Annotated in this window: 18 protein-coding genes, 1 other RNA gene and 1 pseudogene; 2 read left to right on the forward strand and 18 right to left on the reverse strand. The window is 72.5% G+C overall.

Annotated elements, in window-relative coordinates; all coding sequences use genetic code 11:
• Positions 1-217: 217 nt before the first annotated feature.
• The 6 genes from ACWDYF_RS22275 to ACWDYF_RS22300 all read right to left on the reverse strand — a co-directional run bounded on the left by ACWDYF_RS22275 (position 218) and on the right by ACWDYF_RS22300 (position 6,097).
• Entirely contained in the window at positions 218-1,861 is a 1,644-nt protein-coding gene (locus tag ACWDYF_RS22275; protein WP_381740627.1) for a beta-N-acetylhexosaminidase, read from the reverse strand.
• Between the two features lie 4 nt (positions 1,862-1,865).
• Positions 1,866-2,711, reverse strand: a complete 846-nt coding sequence (locus ACWDYF_RS22280; protein WP_018565540.1) for a carbohydrate ABC transporter permease — start codon at positions 2,709-2,711, stop codon at positions 1,866-1,868.
• A complete protein-coding gene (locus tag ACWDYF_RS22285) occupies positions 2,708-3,670 on the reverse strand; it encodes a carbohydrate ABC transporter permease (protein WP_026252154.1) in 963 nt (320 codons plus the stop codon). Before ACWDYF_RS22285 ends, ACWDYF_RS22280 begins: the two co-directional genes overlap by 4 nt.
• Entirely contained in the window at positions 3,667-4,977 is a 1,311-nt protein-coding gene (locus ACWDYF_RS22290) for an extracellular solute-binding protein (RefSeq protein ID WP_381740623.1), read from the reverse strand. Before ACWDYF_RS22290 ends, ACWDYF_RS22285 begins: the two co-directional genes overlap by 4 nt.
• Before the next feature lie 234 nt (positions 4,978-5,211).
• Positions 5,212-5,496: a DUF3039 domain-containing protein gene (locus tag ACWDYF_RS22295; RefSeq protein WP_026252153.1), complete on the reverse strand. Its 285-nt coding sequence runs from the start codon at positions 5,494-5,496 to the stop codon at positions 5,212-5,214.
• 28 nt (positions 5,497-5,524) lie between these two features.
• Positions 5,525-6,097, reverse strand: a complete 573-nt coding sequence (locus ACWDYF_RS22300; protein WP_018565536.1) for a YqgE/AlgH family protein — start codon at positions 6,095-6,097, stop codon at positions 5,525-5,527.
• 273 nt (positions 6,098-6,370) lie between these two features.
• Between ACWDYF_RS22300 and murA the strand changes: the two genes are divergently transcribed.
• On the forward strand, positions 6,371-7,717 hold the full coding sequence (gene murA / locus ACWDYF_RS22305; protein ID WP_018565535.1) for a UDP-N-acetylglucosamine 1-carboxyvinyltransferase: 1,347 nt from the start codon (positions 6,371-6,373) through the stop codon (positions 7,715-7,717).
• Between the two features lie 153 nt (positions 7,718-7,870).
• Here the strand turns inward: murA and ACWDYF_RS22310 are convergent, their stop codons facing one another.
• From ACWDYF_RS22310 to ACWDYF_RS22325, 4 genes are all read right to left on the reverse strand, one after another.
• On the reverse strand, positions 7,871-8,152 hold the full coding sequence (locus ACWDYF_RS22310) for an HU family DNA-binding protein (protein ID WP_003990598.1): 282 nt from the start codon (positions 8,150-8,152) through the stop codon (positions 7,871-7,873).
• A 399-nt stretch (positions 8,153-8,551) separates the two neighbouring features.
• Entirely contained in the window at positions 8,552-9,991 is a 1,440-nt protein-coding gene (locus ACWDYF_RS22315; protein ID WP_381740620.1) for an NAD-dependent malic enzyme, read from the reverse strand.
• A 382-nt stretch (positions 9,992-10,373) separates the two neighbouring features.
• Positions 10,374-12,800, reverse strand: a complete 2,427-nt coding sequence (locus ACWDYF_RS22320) for a HelD family protein (protein WP_389465863.1) — start codon at positions 12,798-12,800, stop codon at positions 10,374-10,376.
• Positions 12,801-12,929: 129 nt separating this feature from the next.
• Positions 12,930-13,589 (reverse strand): ABATE domain-containing protein, encoded by a 660-nt coding sequence (locus ACWDYF_RS22325; protein WP_389465860.1) that lies wholly within the window; start codon positions 13,587-13,589, stop codon positions 12,930-12,932.
• A gap of 202 nt (positions 13,590-13,791) precedes the next feature.
• Here ACWDYF_RS22325 and ACWDYF_RS22330 point away from each other — a divergent pair, with 202 nt between their 5' ends.
• A complete protein-coding gene (locus tag ACWDYF_RS22330) occupies positions 13,792-14,337 on the forward strand; it encodes an anthrone oxygenase family protein (protein ID WP_389465858.1) in 546 nt (181 codons plus the stop codon).
• 403 nt (positions 14,338-14,740) lie between these two features.
• On the opposite strand, the gene ACWDYF_RS22335 is transcribed toward ACWDYF_RS22330, so the two are convergent.
• The 8 genes and pseudogenes from ACWDYF_RS22335 to ACWDYF_RS22370 form a co-directional block, all read right to left on the reverse strand.
• Positions 14,741-15,898, reverse strand: a complete 1,158-nt coding sequence (locus tag ACWDYF_RS22335) for a uroporphyrinogen-III synthase (RefSeq protein ID WP_389465854.1) — start codon at positions 15,896-15,898, stop codon at positions 14,741-14,743.
• A gap of 272 nt (positions 15,899-16,170) precedes the next feature.
• Positions 16,171-16,371: pseudogene (locus tag ACWDYF_RS22340) on the reverse strand (antitoxin); the annotation flags it as partial.
• Positions 16,372-16,452: 81 nt separating this feature from the next.
• Positions 16,453-17,694 (reverse strand): hypothetical protein, encoded by a 1,242-nt coding sequence (locus ACWDYF_RS22345; RefSeq protein ID WP_389465852.1) that lies wholly within the window; start codon positions 17,692-17,694, stop codon positions 16,453-16,455.
• Positions 17,695-17,739: 45 nt separating this feature from the next.
• Positions 17,740-22,590 (reverse strand): ricin-type beta-trefoil lectin domain protein, encoded by a 4,851-nt coding sequence (locus ACWDYF_RS22350; protein WP_389466200.1) that lies wholly within the window; start codon positions 22,588-22,590, stop codon positions 17,740-17,742.
• A 474-nt stretch (positions 22,591-23,064) separates the two neighbouring features.
• Positions 23,065-23,465: a transfer-messenger RNA gene (gene ssrA / locus ACWDYF_RS22355) on the reverse strand.
• A 157-nt stretch (positions 23,466-23,622) separates the two neighbouring features.
• A complete protein-coding gene (gene smpB, locus ACWDYF_RS22360) occupies positions 23,623-24,102 on the reverse strand; it encodes an SsrA-binding protein SmpB (protein ID WP_018565526.1) in 480 nt (159 codons plus the stop codon).
• Positions 24,103-24,233: 131 nt separating this feature from the next.
• Positions 24,234-24,770, reverse strand: a complete 537-nt coding sequence (locus tag ACWDYF_RS22365; protein WP_389466198.1) for a GNAT family N-acetyltransferase — start codon at positions 24,768-24,770, stop codon at positions 24,234-24,236.
• Complete coding sequence (locus tag ACWDYF_RS22370) at positions 24,752-26,023, reverse strand: hypothetical protein (RefSeq protein ID WP_389465848.1); 1,272 nt, start codon at positions 26,021-26,023, stop codon at positions 24,752-24,754. Before ACWDYF_RS22370 ends, ACWDYF_RS22365 begins: the two co-directional genes overlap by 19 nt.
• Between the last annotated feature and the right edge of the window lie 226 nt (positions 26,024-26,249).

Below are 26,249 nucleotides of genomic sequence, written 5' to 3' on the forward strand. Positions count from 1 at the left end.
GCGCGGAGGCGTTCGCCCACCTCATCGGGGGCCGGGTCCGTTTTGGCGCGGGATCACCGATGCGAGCGAATTACCGGTGTTCGCTGACTCTTGCGGTGTTTTTCCGCCGCCAGTTCGAGACAGACGGCCGGCACGGACGGTACGGCGACACGGCGGTGCGGTACGGACGGCCACGCCGCCCGCACCGCACCCCCGCCCGGCCCGGGGCCGCCGCCCGCTACCTGACCGGCGGCGGGCCGTCGATCGGCCGCCCCAGGACACCGGGCCTGCGCTGCCAGGGGTGCGGTCCGGCGGGCGGCCGGTAGCCGACCCCCAGCGCGTCCAGACGCCGGTAGTGGGCCGTCATCCGCTCCTCGAACCCGGCGAAGTCCCGCTGCTCCGGAGCGGGCAGGGCGCTCCAGGCGACCTCCGCGAAGGCGGCCAGCCGGGGGAAAGCCTGATAGTCCACGCGCGCGGGGTTGTCCATCACCTCGCTCCACAGGTTGGCCTGGGTGCCCAGCACATGGCCGGTGAACTCCGGTTCCAGACCGGCCGGAACCGGCTCGAACCGGTAGACGTCCTCCAGGGTGCGGACGAAGCCGATCGGTACGGGTTCGTCGGCGCCGCCGTCCTGCCGGTGGTCCAGGTACACATGCTGCTCGGGGCACATGACGACGTCGTGTCCCGCGCGCGCGGCGGCGAGTCCGCCCGCGTAGCCGCGCCAGGACGCGACGGCCGCGCCCTCGGCGAGGCCGCCCTCCAGGATCTCGTCCCAGCCGATGAGCCGGCGGCCGCGCGCGGCGAGCCAGGTGTCGAAGTGGCGGATGAACCAGGACTGGAGCTCGTCCTCGTCGGCCAGTCCGAGTTCCTTGATGCGGGCCTGGGCGGTGGCCGAGGCGCGCCACTGCTCCTTGGGGCACTCGTCGCCGCCGATGTGGAAGAAGTCCGAGAACGGCGCGGCGTCCGGCGGGAAGAGGTCGAGCAGTTCCTCGAAGACGCCCTCGTAGAAGCGCACGGTGGCGTCGGTCGGGGCGAGCACGTTCTTGCTGACGCCCCAGTCGTCCCAGACGCCGAGGGCGGCGGTGTCGACGACGTCGGTGTTGCCGAGTTCCGGGTAGGCGGCGATGGCGGCCTGGGAGTGCCCCGGTACGTCCACCTCGGGGACGACGGTGATGTGCCGCTCGGCGGCGTAGGCGACGATCTCCCGGATGTCGTCCTGGGTGTAGTGGCCGCCGTGCGGCTTGTCCTCCCACAGCGGGGAGGCCCGGTGGCCGTACTTGGTGCGGGAGCGCCAGGAGCCGGTGGCGGTCAGCTCCGGGTAGCGCTTGATCTCGACGCGCCAGCCCTGGTCGTCCGTCAGGTGGAAGTGCAGGACGTTGAGTTTGTGGGCGGCCATCAGGTCGAGGTAGCGCAGGACGCCGTCCTTGGGCATGAAGTGCCGGGCGACGTCCAGCATCACGCCGCGCCAGCGGAAGCGCGGGGTGTCCTCGATCTCGGTGAGCGGCAGCCGCCAGCGGCCGCCGGGCAGCGGCGCGCGCCGGAAGGCGGCCGGGCCGAGGAGCTGGCGCAGCGTCTGGGCGCCCCAGAAGAGCCCGGCGGGGCCGCCGCCCGCGAGGTCGGCGCCCCGCTCAGTGACCGTCAGGCGGTAGCCCTCGGGCCCGAGGTCGCGGGCGACGGTGTCGTCCAGGCGCAGGCGCAGGGTGCCGTCGTCACCGGCCGGGGCGGGGGCCAGCGGCAGTCCGGTGGCGGCGCCGAGGGCGGTGCGCAGCCAGCGTTCGGTGCGCCCGGTGCCCTCGCCCGCCGACACCGTGGTGTCCGGGCCCAGTTCGAGGAAGCGTTCCTCGTCGGCCGTCGCACGCCCTGGCTGGGGGATCACGTCCATCACGTCAGTCCTTTACCGCTCCGCCGAGGCCGGAGACGAGTCGTCGTTGTACGAGTACGAAGAAGATCAGTACCGGGATCGTCATCACCGTGGACGCGGCCATCACCCCGCCCCAGTCGGGGTCGTCGGGCTTGTAGAAGACCAGCAGCGCCATCGGCAGCGTCGACTGGGAGGTGTCGCTGATGATGAAGGACTTCGCGAACAGGAAGTCGTTCCAGGTCGAGATGAAGGAGAACACACTGGTCGCCACGAGTCCGGGGAAGACCAGCGGGAAGAGGATCTGCCACAGGAAACGCGCCCGGCCGGCTCCGTCGAGGTAGGCGGCCTCCTCCAGGGCCTCGGGTACGGCCTTGACGAAGCCGCGCAGCATCCAGATCGCGAACGGCAGCGAGAAGGCGATGTGCGGCAGGATCAGCGAGCCCAGGGTGTTGAGCTGGCCGAAGTCCCGCATCAGGAAGAACAGCGGGATGGTGAGCGCCTCCACGGGCACCATCTGGGCCACCAGGAACATGATCAGCAGGGTGGTCCGGAAGCGGAAGCGGAACCGGGTGACGGCGGTCGCCGCCAGGAACGAGATCAGCGCGGAGGCGATCACCACGGTGCCCGCGACGAGCAGGCTGTTGAGGAAGTAGCGGCCGAACTCCTGCTGGCCGAAGACCCGCCGGAAGGAGTCCAGGGAGGGGGACGCCGTCCAGGGGCGCGGTTCGGCGGACTCGATCTCCCCGGCCGGTTTGAAGGCGCTCAGCACCATCCAGTACAACGGGAAGGCGACCACGGCCGCGATCAGCAGCGCCGACGCCTCGGCGGCGAGCCGCCAGGGGCGGCGCACCCAGGTGCGCACCAGGCTCACAGCTCCTCCCCCTGGCGGCGCAGCAGCCGCAGATAGACCAGCGTCACGGCCAGCAGGATCAGCAGCATCACGACGCCGATGGCGGAGCCGAGGCTGTACTGCGAGGACGCGAACGCCTTCTGGTAGGCGTAGACGTTGAGGACGAGGTTCTGTCCGGCGATGCCGCCGCCGTTCGTCATGACGTAGATCTGGGTGAAGACCTTGAAGTCCCAGATGACGGACTGGATGGTGACCACGACGAGGATCGGCCGCAGCATCGGTGCCAGCACCGAGCGCCAGATCCGCCACTGGGAGGCGCCGTCCAGCGCGGCGGCCTCCAGCACCTCGGAGGGGACGGCGCGGATCCCGGCGTAGACGGTCACCATGACGAACGGGAAGGAGCACCAGACCACTTCGAGCAGGACGAGCAGGAAGGCGCTGTAGCGCCCGTACGTCCAGGAGTGGTCGCCCAGGCCGAGGATCTTGTTGACGGGCCCGAAGTCGGCGTCGAACAGCAGCAGCCAGACCGTGGAGCCGGTGACCGCGGGGGTCGCCCAGGCGCCGAGGGCGGCGAGCATCAGCGCGAGCCGCGGCACGGCGCGCACCCGGGTGAGGAGCACGGCGAGCGCGCAGCCGGCGGCGAGGGTGCACAGCACGCAGGCCGCGGCGAAGACCACGGTGGCCAGCAGGACCCGCCAGAACTGGTCGTCGCCGAACAGCTCGGCGTAGTTGCCCAGGCCCTGGAAGGTGGCCGGCTGTCCGCCGCTGACCTGGGCCTGGGTGTACTCCAGGAAGGAGATCAGGCCGAGCTGGTAGACGGGGTAGACGAGCAGTCCGCCGAGGACGACGAGGGCGGGGGCGAGATACAGCCAGGGGGTGACGGCGCGCCCGCCGGGGCGCGGGGCGCCGCGCGGGCGGCCGCGGAGCGCCCGCGGCCGTCCGCGCACCACGCCCTGCGGGCTCGTGGGCGAAGCGGTCATCCGACGGAGCCGAACGCGTCGTTCATCTTCTTCGCGGCGTCCCCGGCGGCGGCCGCGACGTCCTTCTTGCCGCTGACGACCTCCTGGAACATGGTCGGCAGCACCAGCGAGGAGTCGATCTGCGCCCAGGCGGGCGAGGCCGGCACGAACTCGGTGCCCGCGGCGAGGGTGTCGACGAAGGGCTTCACGAAGGGGTTCTTCGCGGCGACCTCCCGGCGCACGTCCGTGAAGGTGGGCAGGAAGCCCATCGCGTCGAACGTCTGGGCCTGGGTCTTCTTCGAGGCGAGCCGCTCCATCAGGTCCACGGCGAGGCTGCGGTGCGCGGTGCTCTTGAGCACGCCGATGTTGTTGCCGCCCGCGAAGGCGGGGGCGATGGAGCCGGCCTTGACGCCCGGCAGCGGCACGACCGCGTACTTGCCCTTGGCCTTGCCCGCCTCCACGGCCTGGTGGCTGAAGTCGCCGCCGACCGCCATGGCGGCCTTGCCCGCGGCGAAGGCGGTGATGGTGTCGTTGCCGGTCATCCCGGCGCACTTGGCGGCGGGGCAGTTGTCGTCGCCGAACAGGTCCGTGTACTGCTCGATGCCCTTGCGGGCCGCGGGGGTGTCGATCGCGGAGGCGTAGGAGCCGCCCTGGCCGGTGGCGAGGGCGCCGCCGTTGGCCCAGATGAACGGCATGGCGCCGTAGGTGTAGGCGCCGCCGACGGCGAGGCCGTACAGGTCCGGCTTCTCCGACCGGATCTTCTTGGCGGTGCGGGCCAGTTCGTCCAGGGTCTTCGGCGGCTGGAGGTTCAGTTCCCGGAAGACGTCCGTGCGGTAGTACAGAGCGCGGACGCCGACGAAGTACGGGGCTCCGTAGACCTTTCCGTCCACCGTGACCGAGGTGCGGGCGGTGGGGTCGGTGTCCTTGGCCTCCTTCCAGGCGCCGAACTCGGCGGTGACGTCGGCGAGTCCGCCGTCCTTGACGTAGCCGGCGGTGTCGGTGTTGCCGTACTCGATGACGTCGGGGGCGCTCTTCGGGTCGTTGAAGGCGGCCTTGATCCGCTGGGCGCGGGTCTCCACGGGGATGTACTCGACGGTGACCTTCGTGTCCTTGTGGGCCGTGCGGAAGTCGGCGAGGACCTGTGCGACCACCTGTTCCTTCGGCTTGTTGTTGACCTCCTGGAACATCCAGAGACGCACGGTGCCGGACTTCTCGTCCTTGCCGGAGGAGGAGTTGTCGGAGGTCTGCGGGGCGCAGGCGGTGGCGGCGACGACGGCCGCGGCGGCCAGCAGGGCCAGTCGGCCGGGGAGTCTTGCGGAGAGCTTCATGGAGCGGTTCCTCCGGTCAGTGTTGCAACATATGCAATGGCGGTTTTGCTCTGCACAACACCACGGAGGCTAGGTACTCCATGAACGCGACGACAAGAGGTCTCAACCACTCTGTGACCGCCCGACGCACCCCGTGCAACGCGGGAACGCACAAAGGCCCCCGAAGCGCGCGAAACGCACTCGGGGGCCCAGTCGGCCCGAAGGCCCGCGGGACGGGCGGGGAAAGCCGGTGGCCTACTTCTTGTCGCCGCCCTTGCCCTGGTCGCCGCCGCCGCTCATGGACTCGTAGATCTCCTTGCACAGCGGGCAGACCGGGTACTTCTTCGGGTCACGGCCCGGCACCCACACCTTGCCGCACAGCGCCACGACGGGTGTCCCGTCCAGGGCGCTCGCCATGATCTTGTCCTTCTGGACGTAGTGGGCGAAGCGCTCGTGGTCGCCGTCTCCGTGGGACACCTGCGGCGTCGGCTCTACGAGGGTTCCCGTACCAGTGCCGCGCTCGGGCTCGAGAGTGCTCATACGCCAAGGGTACTGAAGTGCGCGGGCATCAGTTGAGCGACGGGTCGTCCGGGTAGGTGGCGACCATCGCCAGCTCGCTGCGCTGCCTGCGCAGCACCTCGCGCCACAGCCGCTCGGGGAACGGTGAGGACACGTCGCCCGGTTCCGACTCGACGACGTACCAGGCGCCCTCCCCCAGCTCGCCCTCCAGCTGTCCGGGGCCCCAGCCCGCGTACCCGGCGAAGATGCGCAGCGAACCGAGGGCGGAGGCCAGCAGCTCCGGCGGCGCCTCCAGGTCGACCAGGCCGATCGCGCCGTGCACCCGGCGCCAGCCCAGCGGGGCGCGGCCGCCCGCGCCGCCGCCCGGGATGACGGCGACACCGAGCGCGGAGTCCAGCGAGACCGGCCCGCCCTGGAAGACGACGCCCGGCTCCCCGGCCAGGTCCGCCCAGCCGGCCAGGATGTCGCCCACGTCCACCGGGGTGGGCCGGTTGAGGACGACACCGAGGGAACCCTCCTCGTCGTGGTCGAGAAGGAGCACCACCGCACGGTCGAAGTTCGGGTCCGCCAGGGCGGGCGTGGCCACGAGCAGCCGCCCTGTGAGCGAGGACACCTCGGTCATGCCAGACATGATCCCGCATCTTCCCCCGGCGTGGGGAGCCAATCCGGCTACCGGAGTGAGGGCGCGCCCGGGGCACGGGAGCGTCGCGGGCGCACGGCCGCGGCGGTCACCGCACGTGCCCGGTGCCCGACACTTCGTGTTGTGACACAGCCATGACGTACGGGTGGTGCACAGGCTTACGAAAGCAGGCTCCGCCGCGACTAGTCTGTCTGTCCGGCCCCTGCCCGAGTGACCGGCCGCGCCCCTGCCCCACCTCATCGGAACGCGAGATACATGACCGTCAACGGCACTGATGACGTACTGCTTGTCCACGGCGGAACCCCGCTGGAGGGCGAGATCCGTGTCCGCGGTGCGAAGAACCTCGTACCGAAGGCCATGGTCGCCGCTCTGCTGGGCAGCGAACCGAGCCGGCTGCGCAATGTTCCGGACATCCGTGACGTGCGCGTCGTACGCGGTCTGCTGCAACTGCACGGGGTGACGGTCCGTCCGGGTGAGGAGCCGGGCGAGCTGGTGCTCGACCCGACCCGGGTGGAGAGCGCCAACGTGGCCGACATCGATGCCCACGCGGGCTCCAGCCGCATCCCGATCCTGTTCTGCGGCCCGCTGCTGCACCGGCTCGGCCACGCCTTCATCCCCGGTCTGGGCGGCTGCGACATCGGCGGCCGGCCCATCGACTTCCACTTCGACGTGCTGCGGCAGTTCGGCGCGACGATCGAGAAGCGCGCGGACGGCCAGTACCTGGAGGCGCCGCAGCGGCTGCGCGGCACCAAGATCCGGCTGCCCTACCCGTCGGTGGGCACGACCGAGCAGGTGCTGCTGACGGCCGTACTCGCCGAGGGCGTCACCGAGTTGTCCAACGCGGCCGTCGAGCCGGAGATCGAGGACCTCATCTGCGTCTTGCAGAAGATGGGCGCGATCATCGCGATGGACACCGACCGCACCATCCGCATCACCGGTGTCGACAAGCTCGGCGGCTACACCCACCGCGCCCTCTCGGACCGCCTGGAGGCGGCCTCCTGGGCGTCGGCGGCGCTGGCCACCGAGGGCAACATCTACGTCCGCGGCGCCCAGCAGCGGTCGATGATGACCTTCCTGAACACCTACCGGAAGGTGGGCGGTGCCTTCGAGATCGACGACGAGGGCATCCGGTTCTGGCACCCCGGCGGGCAGTTGACGTCCATCGCGCTGGAGACGGACGTGCACCCCGGCTTCCAGACGGACTGGCAGCAGCCGCTGGTGGTCGCCCTCACCCAGGCGACCGGCCTGTCGATCGTCCACGAGACGGTCTACGAGTCCCGCCTCGGCTTCACCTCCGCGCTCAACCAGATGGGCGCGCACATCCAGCTCTACCGCGAGTGCCTGGGCGGCTCCGACTGCCGCTTCGGCCAGCGCAACTTCCTGCACTCCGCGGTGGTGTCGGGCCCCACCCGGCTCCAGGGCGCCGACCTGGTCATCCCCGACCTGCGCGGCGGCTTCTCCTACCTGATCGCCGCCCTGGCCGCCCAGGGCACCTCCCGTGTCCACGGCATCGACCTGATCAACCGCGGCTACGAGAACTTCATGGACAAGCTGGTGGAGCTGGGCGCGAAGGTCGAGCTGCCGGGCCAGGCGCTCGGCTGAGCCATCGGGCACGTGCGCGCGGCCTCCTGCCGGAGGGGCCGCGCGCGTGCGTACGACGACGATGGGGCGGCCCCCGGTGAAGGGGGCCGCCCCATGGACGTTGTCGGCCCTAGCGGGCCCCGTACGCCGTCCCGTGGCGTACGGAAGGCGAGGTCACTTGCCCTTGGCGGCTTCCTTGAGCTTGCTGCCCGCGGAGACCTTCACGCTGTAGCCGGCCGGGATCTGGATCGGCTCGCCGGTCTGCGGGTTGCGGGCGGTGCGAGCGGCACGGTGGGTGCGCTCGAAGGTGAGGAAGCCAGGGATGGTGACCTTCTCGTCCCCCTTGGAGACGATGTCGCCGACGACGTCGGCGAACGCGGCCAGCACGGCGTCGGCGTCCTTGCGGGTCACCTCGGCGCGGTCGGCCAGCGCGGCCACCAGCTCACTGCGGTTCATGTTGTTACTCCCGTGTTCTTCTTGCCGTTGAGGCGTGCCACGCGGCGAAGCCGCATGTTGGGCCAGCCAAGCCGATGCTGCCAGGGTCCTCGGGGGTCCCCGGACCCGGGTCCCTCGTCAGACCCTCGCGCCCAGGGAGGCATCCTGCCCCCACCTGCGGCGGGAAAGCCAATCCGGCACCCGTAGGAGTCGTGAGAACACCCTTGGGAGTCACACGAAAAGAGGGTCTGCCGACCAGGGCCTGCCGTCCGGCTCCAGCCGCAGACTCCGGCCAGCCACGATAGGGCGCCCCACTGACAGCGTCCGCCGCGACGCGCCGGGTCCCGGCGCGTCGTGGCGATCATCACGCCCGGGAACCATCGCCCCCGAACGTCCGTTCTGGCTGATGCGTGCCGTTTGTCAGACTCCGGTGGCCGGGCCGGCCGCCGCGCTCGCACCGGCCGCCCTGGCGGCCTCCCGGACCGCCCCGGCGACGGCCCCGGCGACCTTGTCGTTGAAGACGCTGGGGACGATGTAGTTCGGGTTCAGCTCGCCCTCGGTGACGACATCGGCCAGCGCCTGGGCGGCGGCGAGCATCATCTCGGTGTTGACGGTGCGCGACTGCGCGTCCAGCAGGCCGCGGAAGACACCCGGGAAGACCAGCACGTTGTTGATCTGGTTGGGGAAGTCGGAGCGGCCGGTGGCCACCACCGCGGCCGTCCGGCGGGCGACCGCCGGGTCGACCTCCGGGTCCGGGTTCGCGAGCGCGAACACGATCGCCCCGTCGGCCATGGCGGCCACGTCGGCGCCGTCGAGCACGTTGGGCGCCGACACGCCGATGAAGACGTCCGCGCCGCGCACGGCCTCCTTCAGGGTGCCGGTGAGGTTCTCCGGGTTGGTGTTGTCGGCGATCCAGCGCAGCGCCGACTCGGGGGCCGCGTCGACCAGGTCCTCGCGGCCCGCGTGCACCACGCCGTGGATGTCGGCGACGACGGCGTTCTTCACGCCCGCGGCGAGCAGCAGCTTGAGGATGGCGGTACCGGCCGCGCCCGCGCCCGACATCACGACCCGGACGTTCTCGATCGGCTTGTCCACCACGCGCAGCGCGTTGGTGAGCGCGGCGAGCACGACGATCGCGGTGCCGTGCTGGTCGTCGTGGAAGACCGGGATGTCCAGGGCCTCGCGCAGCCGGGCCTCGATCTCGAAGCAGCGGGGCGCGGAGATGTCCTCCAGGTTGATGCCGGCGAACCCGGGGGCGATCGCCTTGACGATCTCGACGATGGCGTCGGTGTCCTGGGTGTCCAGGCAGATCGGCCAGGCGTCGATGCCGGCGAAGCGCTTGAAGAGGGCCGCCTTGCCCTCCATGACGGGCAGCGCGGCCTTGGGGCCGATGTTGCCCAGGCCCAGCACCGCGGAACCGTCCGTCACGACCGCAACGGAGTTGCGCTTGATGGTGAGGCGGCGGGCGTCCTCGGGGTTCTCGGCGATCGCCATGCAGACGCGGGCCACACCCGGCGTGTAGACCATGGAGAGGTCGTCACGGTTGCGGATGGGGTGCTTGGACTGCATCTCGATCTTGCCGCCGAGGTGCATCAGGAACGTACGGTCGGAGACCTTGCCGAGGGTGACGCCCTCGATGCCCCGGAGCTGCTCGACGATCTCGTCGGCGTGGCCGGTGGACGTCGCCGCGATGGTGACGTCGATACGGAGCTTCTCGTGGCCGGACGCGGTGACGTCGAGGCCCGTGACCGAGCCTCCGGAGGACTCCACAGCGGTGGTGAGCTGCGAGACTGCCGTTCCGCTCGCGGGCACCTCCAGCCGGATGGTCATCGAGTAGGAGACGCTGGGCGCCGTTGCCATGGCCGACTTCCTCTGCTTTCACCGTGTCGCGAAGTTGTGCCGTCCGATCGTCGCACCTACCCCTGAGTACGTGGTAGCCGCCCCGTATTGCGGACTTTGTGTTCACCGGGAGGCGCTGTTTTCGGAAAGTGACTTCCACCATACGAGAAGAGTGGGGGCCGCGGTAGGGGCGGAAGCAGCAAAAGAGGCCCACGTCACATTCGCTGTGACGTGGGCCTCCGCTGAGCTTGATGACACCGGCCCGCCATGCTCGCCTCGCGGCAAGTGGTCGCTCGTAGCGACGAAGGTTGGGCCCGGGGGCTTGGATCGGGCCGGTGCCACACCAAGGCTAACAAACGGATCCGGCGAGACCATTCCCCCCGGGCGAGGTTCCTTTCCGCGCTCAGTCCCGCAGCAGGTCCGGCACCCCGGCGGCGTCGGGCTCGTCGCGCTCGCCGGAGACCACGGTGAGCTGCTGGGTCGCGCGGGTCAGCGCGACGTAGAGCACCCGCAGCCCGGCCGGTGACTCGTCGGCGATCTCCGCGGGCGAGACGACCAGCGTCGCGTCGTACTCCAGGCCCTTGGCCTCCAGGCTGCCCAGCGCCACCACCCGGTCCCCGAGGCCGGCCAGCCAGCGGCGGGCCTCCTCGCGCCGGTTCATCGCCACGACCACGCCGACGGTGCCCTCCACCCGCTCCAGCAGCCGTTCGGCCTCCGCCCGCACGGTGGCCGCCAGGGAGTCCCGGACGACGGCGAAGCGCGGCTGCACGCCCGTGGAGCGCACCGCGGAGGGCGCGCGGGAGCCGGGCATGGCCAGGGCCAGCACCCGGGCGGCCAGCTCGGCGATCTCGGCCGGGTTGCGGTAGTTCACCGTCAGCTCGAAGCGGCGGCGCGGGCGGGTGCCCAGCGCCTCGTCGCGGGCCTCGGCCGCCTCGTCCGGGTCGGACCAGGAGGACTGCGCCGGGTCGCCCACCACCGTCCAGGTCGCGTGCCGGCCGCGGCGGCCCACCATGCGCCACTGGAGGGGCGTGAGGTCCTGCGCCTCGTCGACGATGACGTGCGCGTACTCGACGCGCTCCTGGGCCAGCCGCTCGGCGCGCTCGCGCTGCGACTCCTCGCGCACCGGCATCAGCTCCTCCAGGCCGGTGAGCTGGTCCAGCGGGTCCAGGTCGCGCTTCCTGCGCGGCCGGGCCGGGGTGCCGAGGATCGCCTGGAGCTCGTCGAGCAGCGCGATGTCGTGCACCGAGTAGCCGTCCCGCCGCAGCGAGCGGGCGACCTTGCGCACCTCGCCCGGGTTGAGCACCCGGCGGGCCCAGCGGCCCAGGCGCCGCTCGTCGGCCATGGCGGCGAGCACCGCGCGCGGGGTCAGCTCGGGCCACCAGGCGTCGAGGAAGGCGATGAAGGAGTCCTCGTCCGTGACGTCGTCGTCGAAGGAGGAGCGCAGTTCGGCGGCCAGCTCCGGGTCGCTGTGCCGGGTACCGGCCCCGGACTTCTCCCACAGGGCGTCCAGGAGCAGCTTGCGGGCGCGCGGGCGCAGCAGGTTGACCGGGGCGGTGCCGCCGAGGGCGGTGCGCCGTACGTGTTCCAGCTCCGCGGCCTCCAGTTCGAGGCGGCGGCCGAAGGCGACCACCCGCAGCCGGGTGGGCGGCCCGGCCGGGATCTTCGCCGCCTCTTCCGGGTCCTCCGGGTCCTCGCCGAAGGCGAGCTGTCCCGCGGGCGTGTGCGCGGGCGTGCCCGCCGAGGTGTGCGCCCCGCCGCGTGCGCCGGGGCCCAGCTCCAGCGCGCCCCGCGCCGCCTTCCGCAGCACCTTCAGCATCCGGTACGAGCCCTTGGCGCGGGCCACGGACGGCGCGTCGTACACGGTGGCCTCGACGCCGTCGACGAGCGAGCCGATCGCCCGGACGGCGACCTGGCCCTCCTCGCCGAGGGAGGGCAGCACGCCCTCGGTGTACGCCACGAGCAGCGGGGTCGGCGAGACGATGAGGATGCCGCCCGCGTACCGGCGGCGGTCCTGGTAGAGCAGGTAGGCGGCGCGGTGCAGGGCGACCGCCGTCTTGCCGGTGCCCGGACCGCCCTCGACATAGGTCACCGAGGCGGCGGGCGCCCGGATGACGAGGTCCTGCTCGGCCTGGATGGAGGAGACGATGTCCCGCATGCTGTGGCTGCGGGCCTGGCCGAGCGCGGCCATCAGCGCGCCGTCGCCGACGGCGGGCAGCTCGCGGCCGTCCAGCCGGGCGGTCAGCTCGGGCCGCATCAGGTCGTCCTCGACGCCGAGCACCCGCCGCCCCTTGGAGCGGATCACCCGGCGGCGCACGACCCGGCCGGGGTCGACCGGGGTGGAGCGGTAGAACGGCGCGGCGGCGGGCGCCCGCCAGTCGATGACCAGCGGGGCGTAGTCCTCGTCCAGGACGCCGATGCGGCCGATGTGCAGGGTCTCGGCGATGTCGGCGGTGTTGTCCTCGCGCACCGCGCCCTCGGCCGGTTCGACGGCGGTGTAGGCGCCGTCCGGGCCCTTCTTGCCGTCCTTGCCCCGCAGCAGGTCGATGCGGCCGAAGAGAAAGTCCTCGAACTCGTTGTTCAGCCGGTTGAGGTGGATGCCCGCCCGGAAGACCTGGGCGTCCCGTTCGGCCAGCGCGCCGGGCGTGCCGACCTGGCCGCGCTCGGCCGCGTCCCGCATCAGGAACTCGGCCTCGTGGATCTTCACCTCGAGCCGCCGGTACACCCGGTCCAGGTGGTCCTGCTCCATGCTGATCTCTCGGTCGCGCACGGTGTCGTGCGCTGCGTCGTGAACCGAACCGACCGCGGAATCCTGTTGAGCCTGAGCGGCCACCGGGCCCCCTTCTGACGTGCTGGGCAGCCGTCAACCGTACGCGAAGGAGGCCCGTCGGCGGAAGCCGGACCCGGCCTGCGGGCGGGGCGCCGCCCGGAGCGGTGGGCCGGGCGGGGGCGGGGCGGTCCGTCAGGTGCGGGCGAGGGCGGCGCGGCGGCGGTGGCGGGCGACCCGTTCGCGGTTGCCGCAGACCTCGCTGGAGCACCAGCGGCGCCGCCGGCCCCGGGAGGTGTCCAGGTACACGAGGGGGCAGTTGTCGCCCGCGCACCGGCGCAGCGCGGCGCGCGCGGCGGGGTCGGTGAGCAGGTCCAGGGCGTCGCGGGCGACGGCCGCGAGCAGCGCGGCGCGCTCGGGCGGGGCGGCCAGCACCCGTACGAGGGCGCCGTCCGCGCCGCGCACGGCGCGCGGGGCGGGCGGGGCGGCGCGCGCGGTGTCGTTGACGCGGGCCAGGGCGAGAGCGAGGCCGTGGGCGCGGGGGTCGCGCGGGTCACGCGGTGCGCGGGGGTCACGGGGGTCGCGCGGCGGCGGTCCGTCCAGGTGCGCGTCCACCAGGTACGCCACCTGCCCGCGCAGTTCGCGGAAGGCCGCCGCCCAGGTGTGGTCGGCGTGTGCCAGGCCGGTGCCCGGCGGGACCAGGCCCGAGCCCGTGATCCAGGCGCGCAGCGGCGCGGGCGTGCCGAGCCGTTCCACCGGGTGGGTGGTGGCGAGCAGGTCCAGACAGATCCTCCCGGCGTCGAAGCGCAGTTCGGGGAGGACCGTGGCCGTGTGCGGAGCCGTACCCAGTGCCATGTGCCTGTCACCGCCTAGGGGGCGACACCCCGGCCGGTCGCCGGACCGGGCGGCGGGGTGCTCGTCAGGGCTGGGGGAAGCGTTCCCTTCCACAGTGCCCGCCCGTTCCCCCGGCCGGAACCCCCCGCGCGTGGACGGCCGCGTATGCGCCCGCGCGTCTCGGCGATGGGCGCGGGCCGGGCCGGTGCGTTGACTGGGTGGCATGACGGACATCGAGATCGGCGACCGCGAGGGACTGGGCCGCGGCGCGGGCGGGGACAGGGTGCGCCGTGGCGCCACGGCGGGTGTGCTGGGCACGGCCGCCGTCGCCACCGGGCTGCTGGCGGGCGTCTACTACGTCTTCGCCTGCGCGGTGATGCCCGCGCTGGCCCGCAGCGACGACCGCACGTACGTCGAGGTCGTGCGGGACGTCAACGACGTGATCCAGAACCCGCTCTTCTTCCTCGCCTTCCTCGGCGCCCCGCTGCTGACCGCCGTCTCTGCGTGGCGGCTGCGCGGCGCCCGGCCGCCCCGCCCGTGGGTGTGGGCGGCCCTGGCGGCGCACGTCCTCGCCTTCGCGGTCACCGCGGCGTGCAACGTCCCCCTCAACGACGCGCTGGCCCGCGCCACCGCCCCCGGCGCGGCCCGCGCGCACTTCGAGAACCCGTGGGTGGCCTGGAACGCCGTCCGGACCGTACTGGTGACACTGGCCCTGGCGTGCCTGGCACGGGCGCTGCTGCTGCACGGGCGGACGGAGCGGCGCGGGTGAGGGGGCGGCGGACGGGGGGCAACGGGCGGGGGTCGACGGGCGGCCCGGGGACCGGCAGGCCGGGCCGCCGGGCCGGGCAGGGGCCGTACGGCGTCGGGGCGGCGGACCGTGCGGCGTGGGGAGACCGGCAGCCGCTGCGGGCCGCCCGGCGGGCGGGCTCGCCGGGCCGAGCGGCGCGCGGGGCACGGCCGTGGCCGACCGGCGGCCCGGCCCGCACCGGGGCCGTCGACCGGCAGGACCGCCCGACGGCGGCCGGCGGGACGGCCGGGGGCCGCGGCCGGTGGACCGCACCGGACACGCCACCCCACGCGGACGCCGCCCGGCCGAGGACGCCGCCCCGCCGGGCCGCCGGGCGTGGCGGGGACGCCGTCCCGCCGAGGACACGGCAGTGCGCGGACAGACCCTAGTCGTCCGTGTGCTTCGCGTCCGGCGTCGGGTCGAGGGCCAGCAGGTAGCCGCGTTCGGCCACCGTCCGGATCAGTTCGGGATGGCCGAGTGCGGTGCGCAGGCGGGTCATGGCGCTCTCCACCGCGTGTTCGTCGTGGCCGGTGCCGGGCAGGGCGCGCAGCAGGTCGGCGCGGGAGACCACGCGGCCGGGGTGCCGCGCGAGCGCCCGCAGCAGCGCCGTACCGGCGGGCGGCAGCGGCCTCAGGTCGTCGTCCACCAGCACCGCGTGCCCGCGGAGCTGCACGCGGTGCCCGGCGACCGGCAACGTCTGCGCCCGGCCCGGCAGTTCGCGGCACAGCACCTGCACCAGCGGCCCCAGCCGGAAGCGCTCGGGCTGCACCGTGGCCACCCCGTGCTCCTCCAGCGGCACGGCGGTCACCGGGCCGACGCACGCGGGCAGCACATCGTGGGCGAGCGCGGCCAGCAGCTCGGCCAGCAGCCCCCGTTCGGCCGCGCGGGACAGCAGGGACGCGGCGGCCGGGGCGCTGGTGAAGGTGAGCGCGTCGAGGCCGCGCGCGACGGTGGTGTCCAGCAGCCGGTCCAGCGGGCCGGGGTCCTCGGGCGGCAGCCACCGGTACACCGGCACAGGGACGACCTCGGCCCCGGCCGCCCGCAGCGTGTCCACGAAGCCGGACAGCGGCTCCCCGTGCAGCTGGACGGCCACCCGCCGTCCGGCCACGCCCTGTTCGAGCAGCCGGTCCAGCACCTCGGCCATCGACTCCGAGGACGGCGACCACCGCTCGGTCAGTCCGGCGGCCCGGATCGCGCCCTTGACCTTGGGCCCGCGGGCCAGCACCTCCGCCTGCCGCAGCCGGTCGAGCAGGGCCTCGCCCCGGCCCCAGCCGGCGGCGGCCTCCAGCCAGCCGCGGAATCCGATCGCGGTGGTGGCGATCACGATGTCGGGCGCCCGGCCGACGATCTCCTCGGTGGCGGCCAGGAGTTCGCTGTCGTCGGCGAGCGGGACGATGCGCAGCGCGGGCGCGTGCACGACGAGCGCGCCGCGCCGCCCGAGCAGCGCGCCCAGTTCGTCGGCGCGCCGCGCGGCCGTCACCCCCACGGTGAACCCGGCCAGGGGTCCGTGTCCCGGCTGCTGCTGTTCCTCGACCTCACCCATGGCTCATCGTCCCGTGCTCGCCTCGTCGTGCCTGCCACCAGTGTCACGTGCCGTCGCGGCGCCGCGACCTCGCCCCCCGATTGTCGCCCGCCCCGCTCACTCGGGGGCGGGGCGGGGGCGGGCCGAGAGGGCGGGCTTCGCGGGACCGGCCGCCCGCCCCCTTCCCGGGAGGCTCAGGACTTCTCCCCGCCCTTCCCGTCCCCCGCGCTCTCCGGCTTCTCTGACTTCTCCAGGTTCTCCGGGTTCTCCGGGTTCTCCGGCTTCTTGCCGCTCTCCTTCTCGCCGAGCTTGCCGATGTAGTCCTGGGCCTTGTCGACGGCGTTGTCGATCTTGTCGTGGTGCTTGCCACCGGTCTTGCCGTCGATGAAGTCACCGGCCTTCTCCAGACCGGCGGAGATCTTGTCCCCGTGGGTCTCGGCCAGGTCCTCGACCTTGTCCTTGAGGTTCTTCAGGTTCTTGAGCTGTTCGAACATGTGCCTGACGTCCTTCTACAGCGGTGTAGTTGCCGAGACCTCATGTTCTCATCGCCGGACACGCCCCGGGTGCGGGCGGGGTCAGCCCTCCGCGTTCTCGGGCACCAGGCGGCGGACGTCCGCCAGCAGGCGGGGGCCGTGGAGACAGGCCGTCGCGCGGCCCGCGAGCAGTTCGTACTGCCCGGCGGTCAGCGGTGTCCGCGTCCGCACGAGCGTCCGCAGCAGCAGGCGCAGGGCCAGTTCCGGGTCGTAGAGCCAGGCGCAGTCGGTGAGGGCCTGGGCGGTCTCCGGGTCCAGGACCGCGGCGAACTCGCCCAGTTCACGGGTCGCCGGGCCGTTCCTGGCGCTGCCGCCCACCAGGTCGCCTCCGTCCAGCGGCGGCACGTCGAGGCCGGACAGCCGGGCGTCGCACTCCGCGACGACGGTCCGCAGCCACGCCTTGCCCGAGGCCCTCGCGGGGTCGTCCCCGGCGAAGAAGCCGGGGCCCAGCCCCGTACCGGCGCACCACAGCACCTCGCCCGTACGGCCGGGGAGGTAGTCGAGGAGCGCCTGCGCGTCCCGGCGGACGGCGAGCACCGCCCGCGGGTCGGACGCCTCGGCCAGCAGGTCCCGGACGACGGCGACCGGCGCTGTTGCCCCGCCGTCCGGAGCGAAGGCGCGCATCAGCCCGCTCATGCCGAAGTCGCCGTCGGTGAAGCGCTCCGTCGGCGGGTCCGGCGGGGGCTCGTCGTCGACCAGGTACCGGACGGAGTCCACCACGAACTCGCCGAGGCGCAGCGCCGTACCGATCGCCTCCATCCGCGCGTACCGGTCCGGCGCCAGCCACGCGCCCGGAGTGCCGCGCAGGACGCGCAGCAGGATCCGGAACGCGAGGTCGGGGGTGCCGCGGCGGGCGCACGCGGTGAGCGCGTCCCGTACGCCCGCGGCCAGGAAGGACAGTCCCGCGATCTCGGCGACGACCGCCTCCTCCTGGTCCCGTCCGTCCTCCAGGTCGGCCCCGGACAGGGCGGCCGGTTCCGTGGCCGCGGACAGCCGTGCGTCGCACAGGGCGACGACCGTCCGCGTCCACGCGGTCCCGTCGGCCGGCGCGGCACCGGGCAGGTACTCCGCGCCGGCCGACCACAGCGCTCCGACCGCCTCCGGGGCGAGGCCGTCCAGCAGGGTCAGGGCGTCCCGCCGGACGGCCAGGACCTCCCGGTCGTCCTCCTCCGCGAAGTGATTGGCCACCACCTCGGCGGGGGTGTCCCCCGAGTGGGTCCAGTCCGCGTGGAAGAAGCCCATCACCCACGGCACACCGAACTCGAAGTCGGTGAAGCGCTGCATCTCGTTCCGCTTCCTTCCTGCTTCTTCCTGCTTCCCTGCTTCTTCCTACTTCGGGTACGCGGTGTACACGTAGTAGCCGTGCGGGTGGCCCTTGGCCCGCTTGAGCATGATGTAGAAGCCGTTGCCGGCGGCCTTCTCGGTGTTGTTGGCGTAGTAGACGGTGCCCAGGGAGTTCTTCGCCCCGAACGTACCGCTCCACTCCAGCTCCTGCTTCGACCCGCGCAGCCACTTGGCGATGGCGCCCGCCCGGCCGGCGACGGCGTAGTCGACGACCTGCTGGGCCGTCACGCCGTCGGAGAACACGCTGTTGGGCGTGTCCCGGCCGGCCTTGGCGGACTTCTGGGCGGCCAGGGCGACCGCCTCCGCCTTGCTCGGGTCCACGTGCTCGTCCAGGACGTGCGCGAGACCGGGGAACTTGCCCTCGTCGGCGATCAGGTCGTTGCAGTTGTGGACCAGGACCGGGGCGTTGCCCGCCACCGCGTAGAAGGTGTGCAGGCCCGACACGGTCAGGTCGTACACCGTCCGGGGCGCGGCGGAGTCACGGCCGGGCAGCGCGGCCACCGTGCGCGTCCCGCCGTCCGGGGTGCGCAGCCGGTCCCCGGTGCGCAGGTCGGACGCGAGGGTCCAGCCGCGGCCGGTGACGTAGAAGCGGTGGCCCGGCGTGCTGGTGAGGTGCCCGCCGCCCGCCAGGGTGACGTCCAGCAGGTCCTCGGTGGTGTGCCGGAAGGTCCGCGTGACCGGCTCGGACCGGTTGCGTCCGGTGGCCGGGTCGGCGGCCAGGAGCCGGTCGCCCAGGCGCACGTCGCGGATCGGCTTGCGGCTCCCGTCGGCCAGGACGACGTCCGTGGTGCCGGGGAAGCTGTTGATCCGGCACGCCGTCCGCGCGTCCTCGTAGACGGACACCGTGCGCTCGATGTCGGCGAGCGTGTGCGCGTCCACGTCGAGGGCCTTGAGCGCCTTCAGCGCGTCGGAGACGCCCACGCCGGTGCGCAGCGCGGCGTCCACCCCGCGGATCGCCTCGGTGATCTTCGCGATGGGGCCGCCCAGCGGGAGCCAGGTGGCGGCCCAGGCGCAGTCGCCGTAGCTGCCGCTGCCGTCGCCCTTGATCTTGTGGTAGCAGCCGGTGAAGTCACCGACGACCGAGTCGAAGATGCCCTTCCACAGGTCCTTGGTCGCCTGCCACGAGGAGACCTTGACCGTCTTGGTCAGGCCCTTGATCGTCTGCGTGGTGAGGAAGACGGTGTCCTCGGCCGGGCAGCCGGACTCGGTGGCGGGGACATCGGGGTTGGTGCAGAGGTAGAAGCTGACGACCGCGTCGAAGTGCGCCTTGAACACCAGGTCGCAGGGCAGCCGCGAGCAGTCGTCCGGAAGGCGTTCCGGGTCCCCGCTCTGCTTGATCTCGTCGATGACGGAGAACACGCCCCCGGCACCGGTGGCGGCACCGGCCTGCACCTGCTTGTTGGCGTCGTTGCGCTGTGCCTCGTCGGCCGCCTGCTGGGCCGAGTCCGCGTACTTCTGCGCGTCCTTGGCCGCCTCCTCGGCCGCGGTGGCCTCGGCGTCGGCGCGGTCGGCGGCGGCGCGGGCGTCCTTGGCCGCCTGCTCCGCCTCGGTGGCGGCGGTACGGGCGGCCTCGGCGTCCAGGGCCGCCTGGTCGGCGGAGTCCCGGGCGTCCTTGGCGTAGCCCTCGGCGCGTCCCGCGGCCTTGTCGGCCGCCGCCGCGTCCTCACCGGCCTGGCGGTCGTACTCCAGGGTGTTGGCCAGTGACGTCTGGGCGTCGGCGGCCGCCTGTGCCGCCTCGGCCGCGTATCCCAGGGCCTCCTTCGCCGACTTGCGGGCGTCCGCCGCGTGTCCGGCGGCCTCGGCCGCGATCGTGTAGGCGGCCTTGGCGTCGCCGGTCGCCGCGTTCGCGGTGGACTGCGCCTGCGCGGCGGCCTGCTGCGCGTTCTGGGCGTGCGCCTCGGCGACCGCCTGCTGCTGCTCGGCGATCGTCTTGGACGACTGGCCCGTCAGCACGGCGAGCCCGGCGGCGGCGTCGGTGGTGATGTACGGCGAGCCGAGCTGGATCGCGTCGTTGGCCGGGGCGGCCACCTGCTGGGCGGAGTTGCGGGCGTCCTCGGCCGCCTGCGCGGTGACGTGGGCGTGTCCGGCCGCGTCCGCCGCGCCGGAGACCGCCTTGGCGGCCTCCGCCTTGGCCGCGTCGGCCTGCTTCTTCGCGTCGGCGGCGTGCTTCTCCGCCTCGTCGGCCAGCTGTACGGCGGTACGGGCCGCGGTGGCCGCGTCCTGGGACGCCTTGATGGCATCCGCCGCCGAACTGGTCGCGGTGCGCACCGCGGCGTCCGCCTTGAGCTTGGCGGCCTGGGCGGCGTCGGAGTCGGAGCGGGCCCGCTCGGCCGCGGCCTCGGCGCGGGTGGCGGCCGCGTCGGCGTCGGCGGCGGCCTGGGTGGCCGCGTTCGCCTCGCCGCGTGCCGAGCGCGCGGCGGATTCGGCGTCGTCGGCCGCCTGGTCGGCGGCGTCGGCCGCGGCGCGCGCGTCCTTGGCGTCGTCGGCGGAGGCGTGGGCGTCGGCGTAGGCGTCCTTGGCGTCGGCCTTGGCGCGGGCGGCGTTCGCCTTGCTCTCCGCGTCCCAGGCGTCGTCCCGCTTGGCCTTGGCGCCGTCCCGTGCCTGCTCGGCGGCCTGCCGCTTCTCGCGGGCGGTGGACTCGGCCGTCTCGGCGCGGCCCTTGGCCTCCTCGGCGGTCTTGGCGTAGCCCTCGGCGTTCTTGCGGTGCTGGGCGGCCTCCGCCTGCTTCTGCGCGGCGGTCGCCTTCTCCGCCTTGGCCGTGGCCTCCTCGGCCTCGGCCGCGAGCCGCTTGGCGTGCGCGGTGGCCGCGGCCGACTTGGCGTCCGCCTCGGCCTTGCGCGTCTCGGCGAGCTTGGCGCGGGCGGTGTCGCGGGCGGCCTTGGCGGTCTGCGCCTGTACGGCGGCGGCGTCGGCGGCGGCCTTCGCCTGCGCGTTGGCCTCCTGGGCGGCGGCCGTACGGAAGGCGGCCTTCGACTCGGCGGCCTGCGTCAGGGCGCGGGCGGCGACGGTGGCGCTGTCACCGGCGGCGGCGCGGGTGGCGGCGTAGGCGGTGTCGCCCGCCTTGGCCATCGCGTCCAGCGCCGCGGCGGACGCCTTGGTCACCTGGGCCTTCTGCTGGCCGACGAGCAGCGCGCGGCCCCGGGGGGCGCCCGCCTTGTCGGCGATGGCGTAGGCGGCCTGTTCGGCGGTGTCCGTGTCGGTGGCGTCCTTCTTCGCCGCCGCGGCCTGTGCCTTCAGCAGGTCGAGCTGCTTCTTCGCGGCGGCCTGGGCGTCGGTGACGCCCTTCTTGGCCGTGTTGAACTGGGCCGTCTTCGGGTATTCGAGGCTGTCCGTGCCCTTGTGGCCGGACGGCACGATGTCGAACTTCTGCACACCCGCGGTGCTGCACGTGAGCAGCCGGCTGTTCTGGCCCTTGGTGTACGCCTTCAGGTCCAGGCACTTGCCGGAGCCCGCGTTGACCAGGCTCGTGGTGGCGTGCGAGGTGTACGTCCAGTTCTGGGCCGGGCTCTGGTTGCAGGTCCAGATCTGGATGGCGGTGCCGTCGGCCGTACCGGCGCTCTTGACGTCCAGGCACTTGCCGGAGGCGACGTTCGCGAGCGCGCCGTCGCGGATCTGCCACTGCTGGGCCGCGGAGCCGTTGCAGGTGTAGAGCTGCACCGGTGTGCCGTTGTCCTTCTTGCCGCCCTCCACGTCGAGGCAGTTGGCGGAGGAGCCGTGGGCGTGCAGCACCAGCGGGCTGTCACCGATCCAGCCGGGGCCGCCCGCGGACCAGTAGTCCTGCCAGCGGGTGAGGTGGTCGGCGTACCAGGACTGGCCGAGCATCTCGCCCAGCGCCTTGGCACCGGCGGCGAGCGCCTTGGTGGCGTCGCTGTTGGCGGTCAGGATCTGGTTGCGCTGGACGGCCTGGGCGGCGATCTCCTGCTGCCACTCGGCGGAGGCGTCGGCGACCTCCTTGCCCAGCACCTTGTCCGGGTCGACGGGGGTGCGCCAGCCGCAGGCCGCGAAGCGGGTCTTCAGGTCCTCGACCGCGATGCGGTACTCCAGGCTGCCGGGCTCGGGCGCGGTGCGCGCGAATCCGCCGGAGGACAGGAAGAGCCGGGCGTTGTCCGCGCCGGTCGGCTCCATGTCCCAGTTGACCAGGTCGTCCCAGGCGGCGTGCTCGGCCGTGGCCTGCTGCCAGTCCTGGCCGGGGAGCGTCGGGTCGGGGTCCTTGCCGTAGAGCGGGGTGCCGAGGTCCTTGACCGCCTTGACGGTCCCGGCGTCGGCCTGGGGCGTGGGGTCCTCGTAGAAGCCGTCCTCGTCCTTCCAGAACTGGGCCGCGGTCCACTGGCCAAGACCGGTCTGGTCGAAGAAGTCCTTGCGGTTGTCGCCGGGCAGGCCGGGCGGGTCCTCGAAGTCGGCGACCGACTTGAAGCCGCCGGGCGTGGGCAGGCCGGAGATCTTCCAGTCCTTGACCCGGTCGTAGAGGGCCGAGCCCTCCTTGTCGGCGGCGCTGCGGTCCGCCTCGTACGCCTCGGACAGCGGGGTCTTGTTCCAGTACTCCTGGTTCGCCGCGGTGTGCAGCTGCTCGGGGGTCTGGTTCAGCGCGTTCTGGGCGACGCCGTACATCCCGGGGCCGCCCAGGCGCAGCACACCGGCCATCAGGCACTGGTCCTGGCGCAGCCGCTCGGCCGCGGCGGCGTCGAAGCCGTCGTAGCTGTCGGCCACCGGGACCGCGTCCTCGGCCCACCGGCCGATCAGATCGGACCGCGCGGCGAGCGGGGTCAGGACGGCGAGGGTGAGAAGGGCGGGTACGAGACGCGCGGACCGCCCTGGTCCGCGCCGGCCGCGCCGCACGGGCGGTCTCGGGCCTGTTCTGGACTTCAAAGTGCATCCCTGCTTCGTGAACGGGCAGGCGGGAGCCCGTCCGGAGAGTCCGAAGGCGCGGGACGCGAGCAGACACTTGCCGGCGATTCCCCCGACCGCAGGCCGATGCGCCCACCGCCGGAAGGGTCAGTTCCGGCCGGGCGCGCCGGCAACTCTAGGCAGGTCACAGGCGTACATGACAAGAACCGGATCACCCGGTGGCCGAAAACGCCCCCCTCACCGAAACAAGGAGATGCCCCGCAGGACCCGTGCAGCACTTGTGAAACCAGCGGTTTCCGGACACCCGGACCCGGCCCAGATTGGCCGAATCACGCCAGCACACCCGGGAACCATCCCGCCCCCTGAACCGTCCCCGCCCGCAGGTGCGCGCACGGCACACGACAAAGGCCCCACCGCTCGAAAGCGGCAGGGCCTTTGTCTCACATGGGGTACCCGCGGACGGGTGAGTGGAGATGGCGGGAATCGAACCCGCGTCCAACGGTGCGGAACCAGGGCTTCTCCGTGTGCAGTCCGCTACGATTTTCTCGGCCCCGGAGATCACGCGGACAAGTCTCCGACGGGCTCAGTCACTGTTTGGTTTCCCTCTTCACCCCGTGACCGGGATCAAGGTTTAGTCCCCTAGCTGATGCCAGGATCCGGGTCGGGAACAGCCCCGGGCTGACACTCCCTGTATAGGAGGCTCGCGATCGCTACCTGAGATCAGGCAGCGAGGGCGAAGGCCTGCTGGGAGGAATCGCGCTTGGTATTGGCGATTATTTTTTTCGGCCTGTGGTTTACGAGATCATGGCCGCTTCCTCGACACGCTTCCCCTGCTTCGACAGCCGCTGTCGAAACCGATCATCCCCATGTTGATTTTTCAATCCCTCCGAAGAGGCCCTCAGAGGCCCTCCGCAGAGGCGGTGCGCACCGGCTGTGCGGTGCAGTTGCCATCGTACGTGACCAACGCGGCTCCTTGCCAGCTTATTCCCGCTGCCCCGGCGCCCCGCCCGGTCCCGTCGCGCGTCACGCCTGCTGCTTGCGGCGCACCGCCGACATCACCCGCTCCGCGTCGCGGCGGTCCTGCTTCTCGCGCAGCGTCTGCCGCTTGTCGTACTCCTTCTTGCCCTTCGCCAGCGCGATCTCGATCTTGGCCCGGCCGTCCTTGAAGTACAGGGCGAGCGGCACGATCGTGTGCCCCGTCTCCTGGGACTTCGACTCCAGCTTGTCGATCTCCTCGCGGTGCAGCAGCAGCTTCCGCTTGCGCCGGGCGCTGTGATTGGTCCAGGTGCCCTGCGTGTACTCCGGCACATGCACGTTGTGCAGCCACGCCTCGTGGTCGTCCAACTGCACGAACCCGTCGACCAGCGAGGCCCGCCCCTGACGCAGCGACTTCACCTCGGTACCCGTCAGCACCAGACCGGCCTCGTAGGTGTCGAGGATGAGGTAGTCGTGCCGCGCCTTCTTGTTCTGCGCGATCAGCTTGCGCCCTTTTTCCTTAGCCATAGTGCCTGCCATTTTGGCACTAGACGGGGGGTGGGCGGGAAGTCCATTTCCGGGGGGGGCGGACCCGGCACCGGGGCCGGGGACGGCTCAGGTCCGCGCCTCAGACGCTCGAAGGCAGCGACCGCTGCTCCTCAGCGGACGGGACGGATCATCACCGTGAGCCGCGGGGAGGCCGGTGACGGCTGGCTGTGGCCGATGTCCTCGTATCCCCACGACCGGTAGAGCGCGTGGACCTTGCCGTCGCCGGCTGCCTCGTTGACCATCAGCGTCACGTACCGCTCGTCGGGGCCGGCGAGCAGCAGAGCGTCGTGGATGCGCCGGGCCGTTCCGGTCTTGCGCCAGTTCGGCCGGACGCCGATCTCCTTGACGGCCAGGACCGGGTGTTCGGTGTATTCGTCGGCCGGCGCCGGGCTGGTGCGCTGCCAGTAGCGGTCGCCGTGCTCGATCCGGTTGCCGTAGGCGTATCCGACCGGGTGCTCGTCGGCGTACGCGAGCACGGCCACGAAGCCCGGCTCGGTGCCGTGCCGGTCGAAGCGCTCGCCGAAGGGGGTGACGGCGTAGGACGGCAGGTGAGCAGTGGTACGTGTCGCGGCGGCGGTGACATCAAGGGGGGGGGGAGGCGCGCGCGGTATGACGGTGGGCTCCGTGATCACGTGGCCGTCCTCCAGGTGGCGGTGTGCTCGGTCCAGTCCTGGACGACGGCGTCGCCGGGCGCGGTGGCGCGCAGTGCGGCGCCGAACTCTTGGAGCATCCGGGCGACCCGAGCGTGTCGGGTGGCGACGACGGCGGGGACTTTCATCGCGGTGGACGCGGCGGCGTCGGCTTCCCCCTGCCCGAGCTGGGCGTGTGCGAGCCGGGCCGTGTTGATGGCACGGTCGCGTCGCATCTGGGGACGCAGCAGGGCCAGGCTCCGGTGGGCGTGCGCTTCCGCCTGTTCGAAGTTGCCGAGGCGGAGATGTGCGGACAGGGCCAGCGTTTCCAGCTCGGCTCCGTTGCGTACAGCGCCCATCCACATGGGGCGCACGGCGTCCGGGTCGGCGCGTTCGAGCGCGTCCTCGGCGGATCCTAGGGCGCGGTGAACGGCTGCGGTGTCGCCGGTGAGACCGAGGGTGGCGGCATGCCGGGCATGTCCGAGGCAGCTGAACAAGGGATCACGCCGCGTGATGTGCAGGTTGCGGGCGACGTCGTTCGCCGCGAGGGCGTCGGCGGTCCGGCCCAGGTGCCGGTACATGCTGCCCGCGTGACTCCAGACACGGAACTTGATCGCCTGATCACCGGACATCTCGGCGAGGGCCTGAGCCTCACGCATGTGTGCCTTGGCAGCGTCGTAGCGACAGCCGTCGATGGCAGCCCACATCGCTGACGAACGGAACGCGGCAGCAGAGGCGTACAGGCTGCTGCGCACACGCTGGGCGGCGCTGCCGGCGTTCTGGAGGTTCAGTGCCTCGTCCGCGAGCGCGGTGGCCCGCCGCTCGATGTCGGGCTGTCCTCCCCAGCGGATGTCGCTGGCGATGATCTCGGTGAATCGCTGCTCCAGACGGTCGACGTCGCTCATGCCGATACGTCGGGGGGCAGTGCCGGGAACTGCTGCGGTGGCGGCCACGGCAATTCCGCCGATCAGGGTGCGCCGCTTCATGTCGTCCTCCTGCTGAGGAGTGGGGATGGCCTGAGCCCGACCCCGAGGCACGAACCCTAATTCCGTCGCGGACATCCCTGTCACGGCCTCAAGAGCCTTGCGGGTGAACTCATTCGGCCACCGGACCCGGCCAGACTTCCAGGCGCGGACCGACGAACCGTCATAGCTGCCCGTGCGTCCGGTCAGCCGCTCGACAGCTCTGTTGGCCGCTTCAGCCAGGCTGTTGGCGCTGTGCCCGTGCTCCTTCATCCACGTCTCAAGAGCTTCGTTGCGCGCGGCACCCATGCGCGCACCGTAGCGCCGCATACGCGTCTCGACAGGAAAACCGCGAGTCAAATCCCCCTGGGGGGCGACGCCCGGTTCCCCACTCATCGCCCTAACCGGACCACTGGCGAGCGGAGTTGTCTGGTCACGGACGGCCCGCACAGTACAGGCCGTCGGCTAGTGGCCCGGCCCGCCTCCGTGCGTAGCGGAGGAAGGCGAGCAGGGCATCCCACTCTCCGAAGAGGCC

The organism is Streptomyces sp. NPDC003284 (genome assembly GCF_053589675.1).

What these genes read in the sequence shown, in the direction of transcription:
- ACWDYF_RS22290 (WP_381740623.1), bottom strand. Translation starts at nt 4,977, where the DNA reads ATGAAGCTCTCCGCAAGACTCCCCGGCCGACTGGCCCTGCTGGCCGCC.
- ACWDYF_RS22300 (WP_018565536.1), bottom strand. Translation starts at nt 6,097, where the DNA reads ATGACCGAGGTGTCCTCGCTCACAGGGCGGCTGCTCGTGGCCACGCCC.
- ACWDYF_RS22315 (WP_381740620.1), bottom strand. Translation starts at nt 9,991, where the DNA reads ATGGCAACGGCGCCCAGCGTCTCCTACTCGATGACCATCCGGCTGGAG.
- ACWDYF_RS22295 (WP_026252153.1), bottom strand. Translation starts at nt 5,496, where the DNA reads ATGAGCACTCTCGAGCCCGAGCGCGGCACTGGTACGGGAACCCTCGTA.
- ACWDYF_RS22275 (WP_381740627.1), bottom strand. Translation starts at nt 1,861, where the DNA reads ATGGACGTGATCCCCCAGCCAGGGCGTGCGACGGCCGACGAGGAACGC.
- ACWDYF_RS22310 (WP_003990598.1), bottom strand. Translation starts at nt 8,152, where the DNA reads ATGAACCGCAGTGAGCTGGTGGCCGCGCTGGCCGACCGCGCCGAGGTG.
- ACWDYF_RS22370 (WP_389465848.1), bottom strand. Translation starts at nt 26,023, where the DNA reads ATGGGTGCCGCGCGCAACGAAGCTCTTGAGACGTGGATGAAGGAGCAC.
- ACWDYF_RS22330 (WP_389465858.1), top strand. Translation starts at nt 13,792, where the DNA reads ATGACGGACATCGAGATCGGCGACCGCGAGGGACTGGGCCGCGGCGCG.
- ACWDYF_RS22345 (WP_389465852.1), bottom strand. Translation starts at nt 17,694, where the DNA reads ATGCAGCGCTTCACCGACTTCGAGTTCGGTGTGCCGTGGGTGATGGGC.
- ACWDYF_RS22325 (WP_389465860.1), bottom strand. Translation starts at nt 13,589, where the DNA reads ATGGCACTGGGTACGGCTCCGCACACGGCCACGGTCCTCCCCGAACTG.
- ACWDYF_RS22285 (WP_026252154.1), bottom strand. Translation starts at nt 3,670, where the DNA reads ATGACCGCTTCGCCCACGAGCCCGCAGGGCGTGGTGCGCGGACGGCCG.
- murA (WP_018565535.1), top strand. Translation starts at nt 6,371, where the DNA reads ATGACCGTCAACGGCACTGATGACGTACTGCTTGTCCACGGCGGAACC.
- ACWDYF_RS22335 (WP_389465854.1), bottom strand. Translation starts at nt 15,898, where the DNA reads ATGGGTGAGGTCGAGGAACAGCAGCAGCCGGGACACGGACCCCTGGCC.
- smpB (WP_018565526.1), bottom strand. Translation starts at nt 24,102, where the DNA reads ATGGCTAAGGAAAAAGGGCGCAAGCTGATCGCGCAGAACAAGAAGGCG.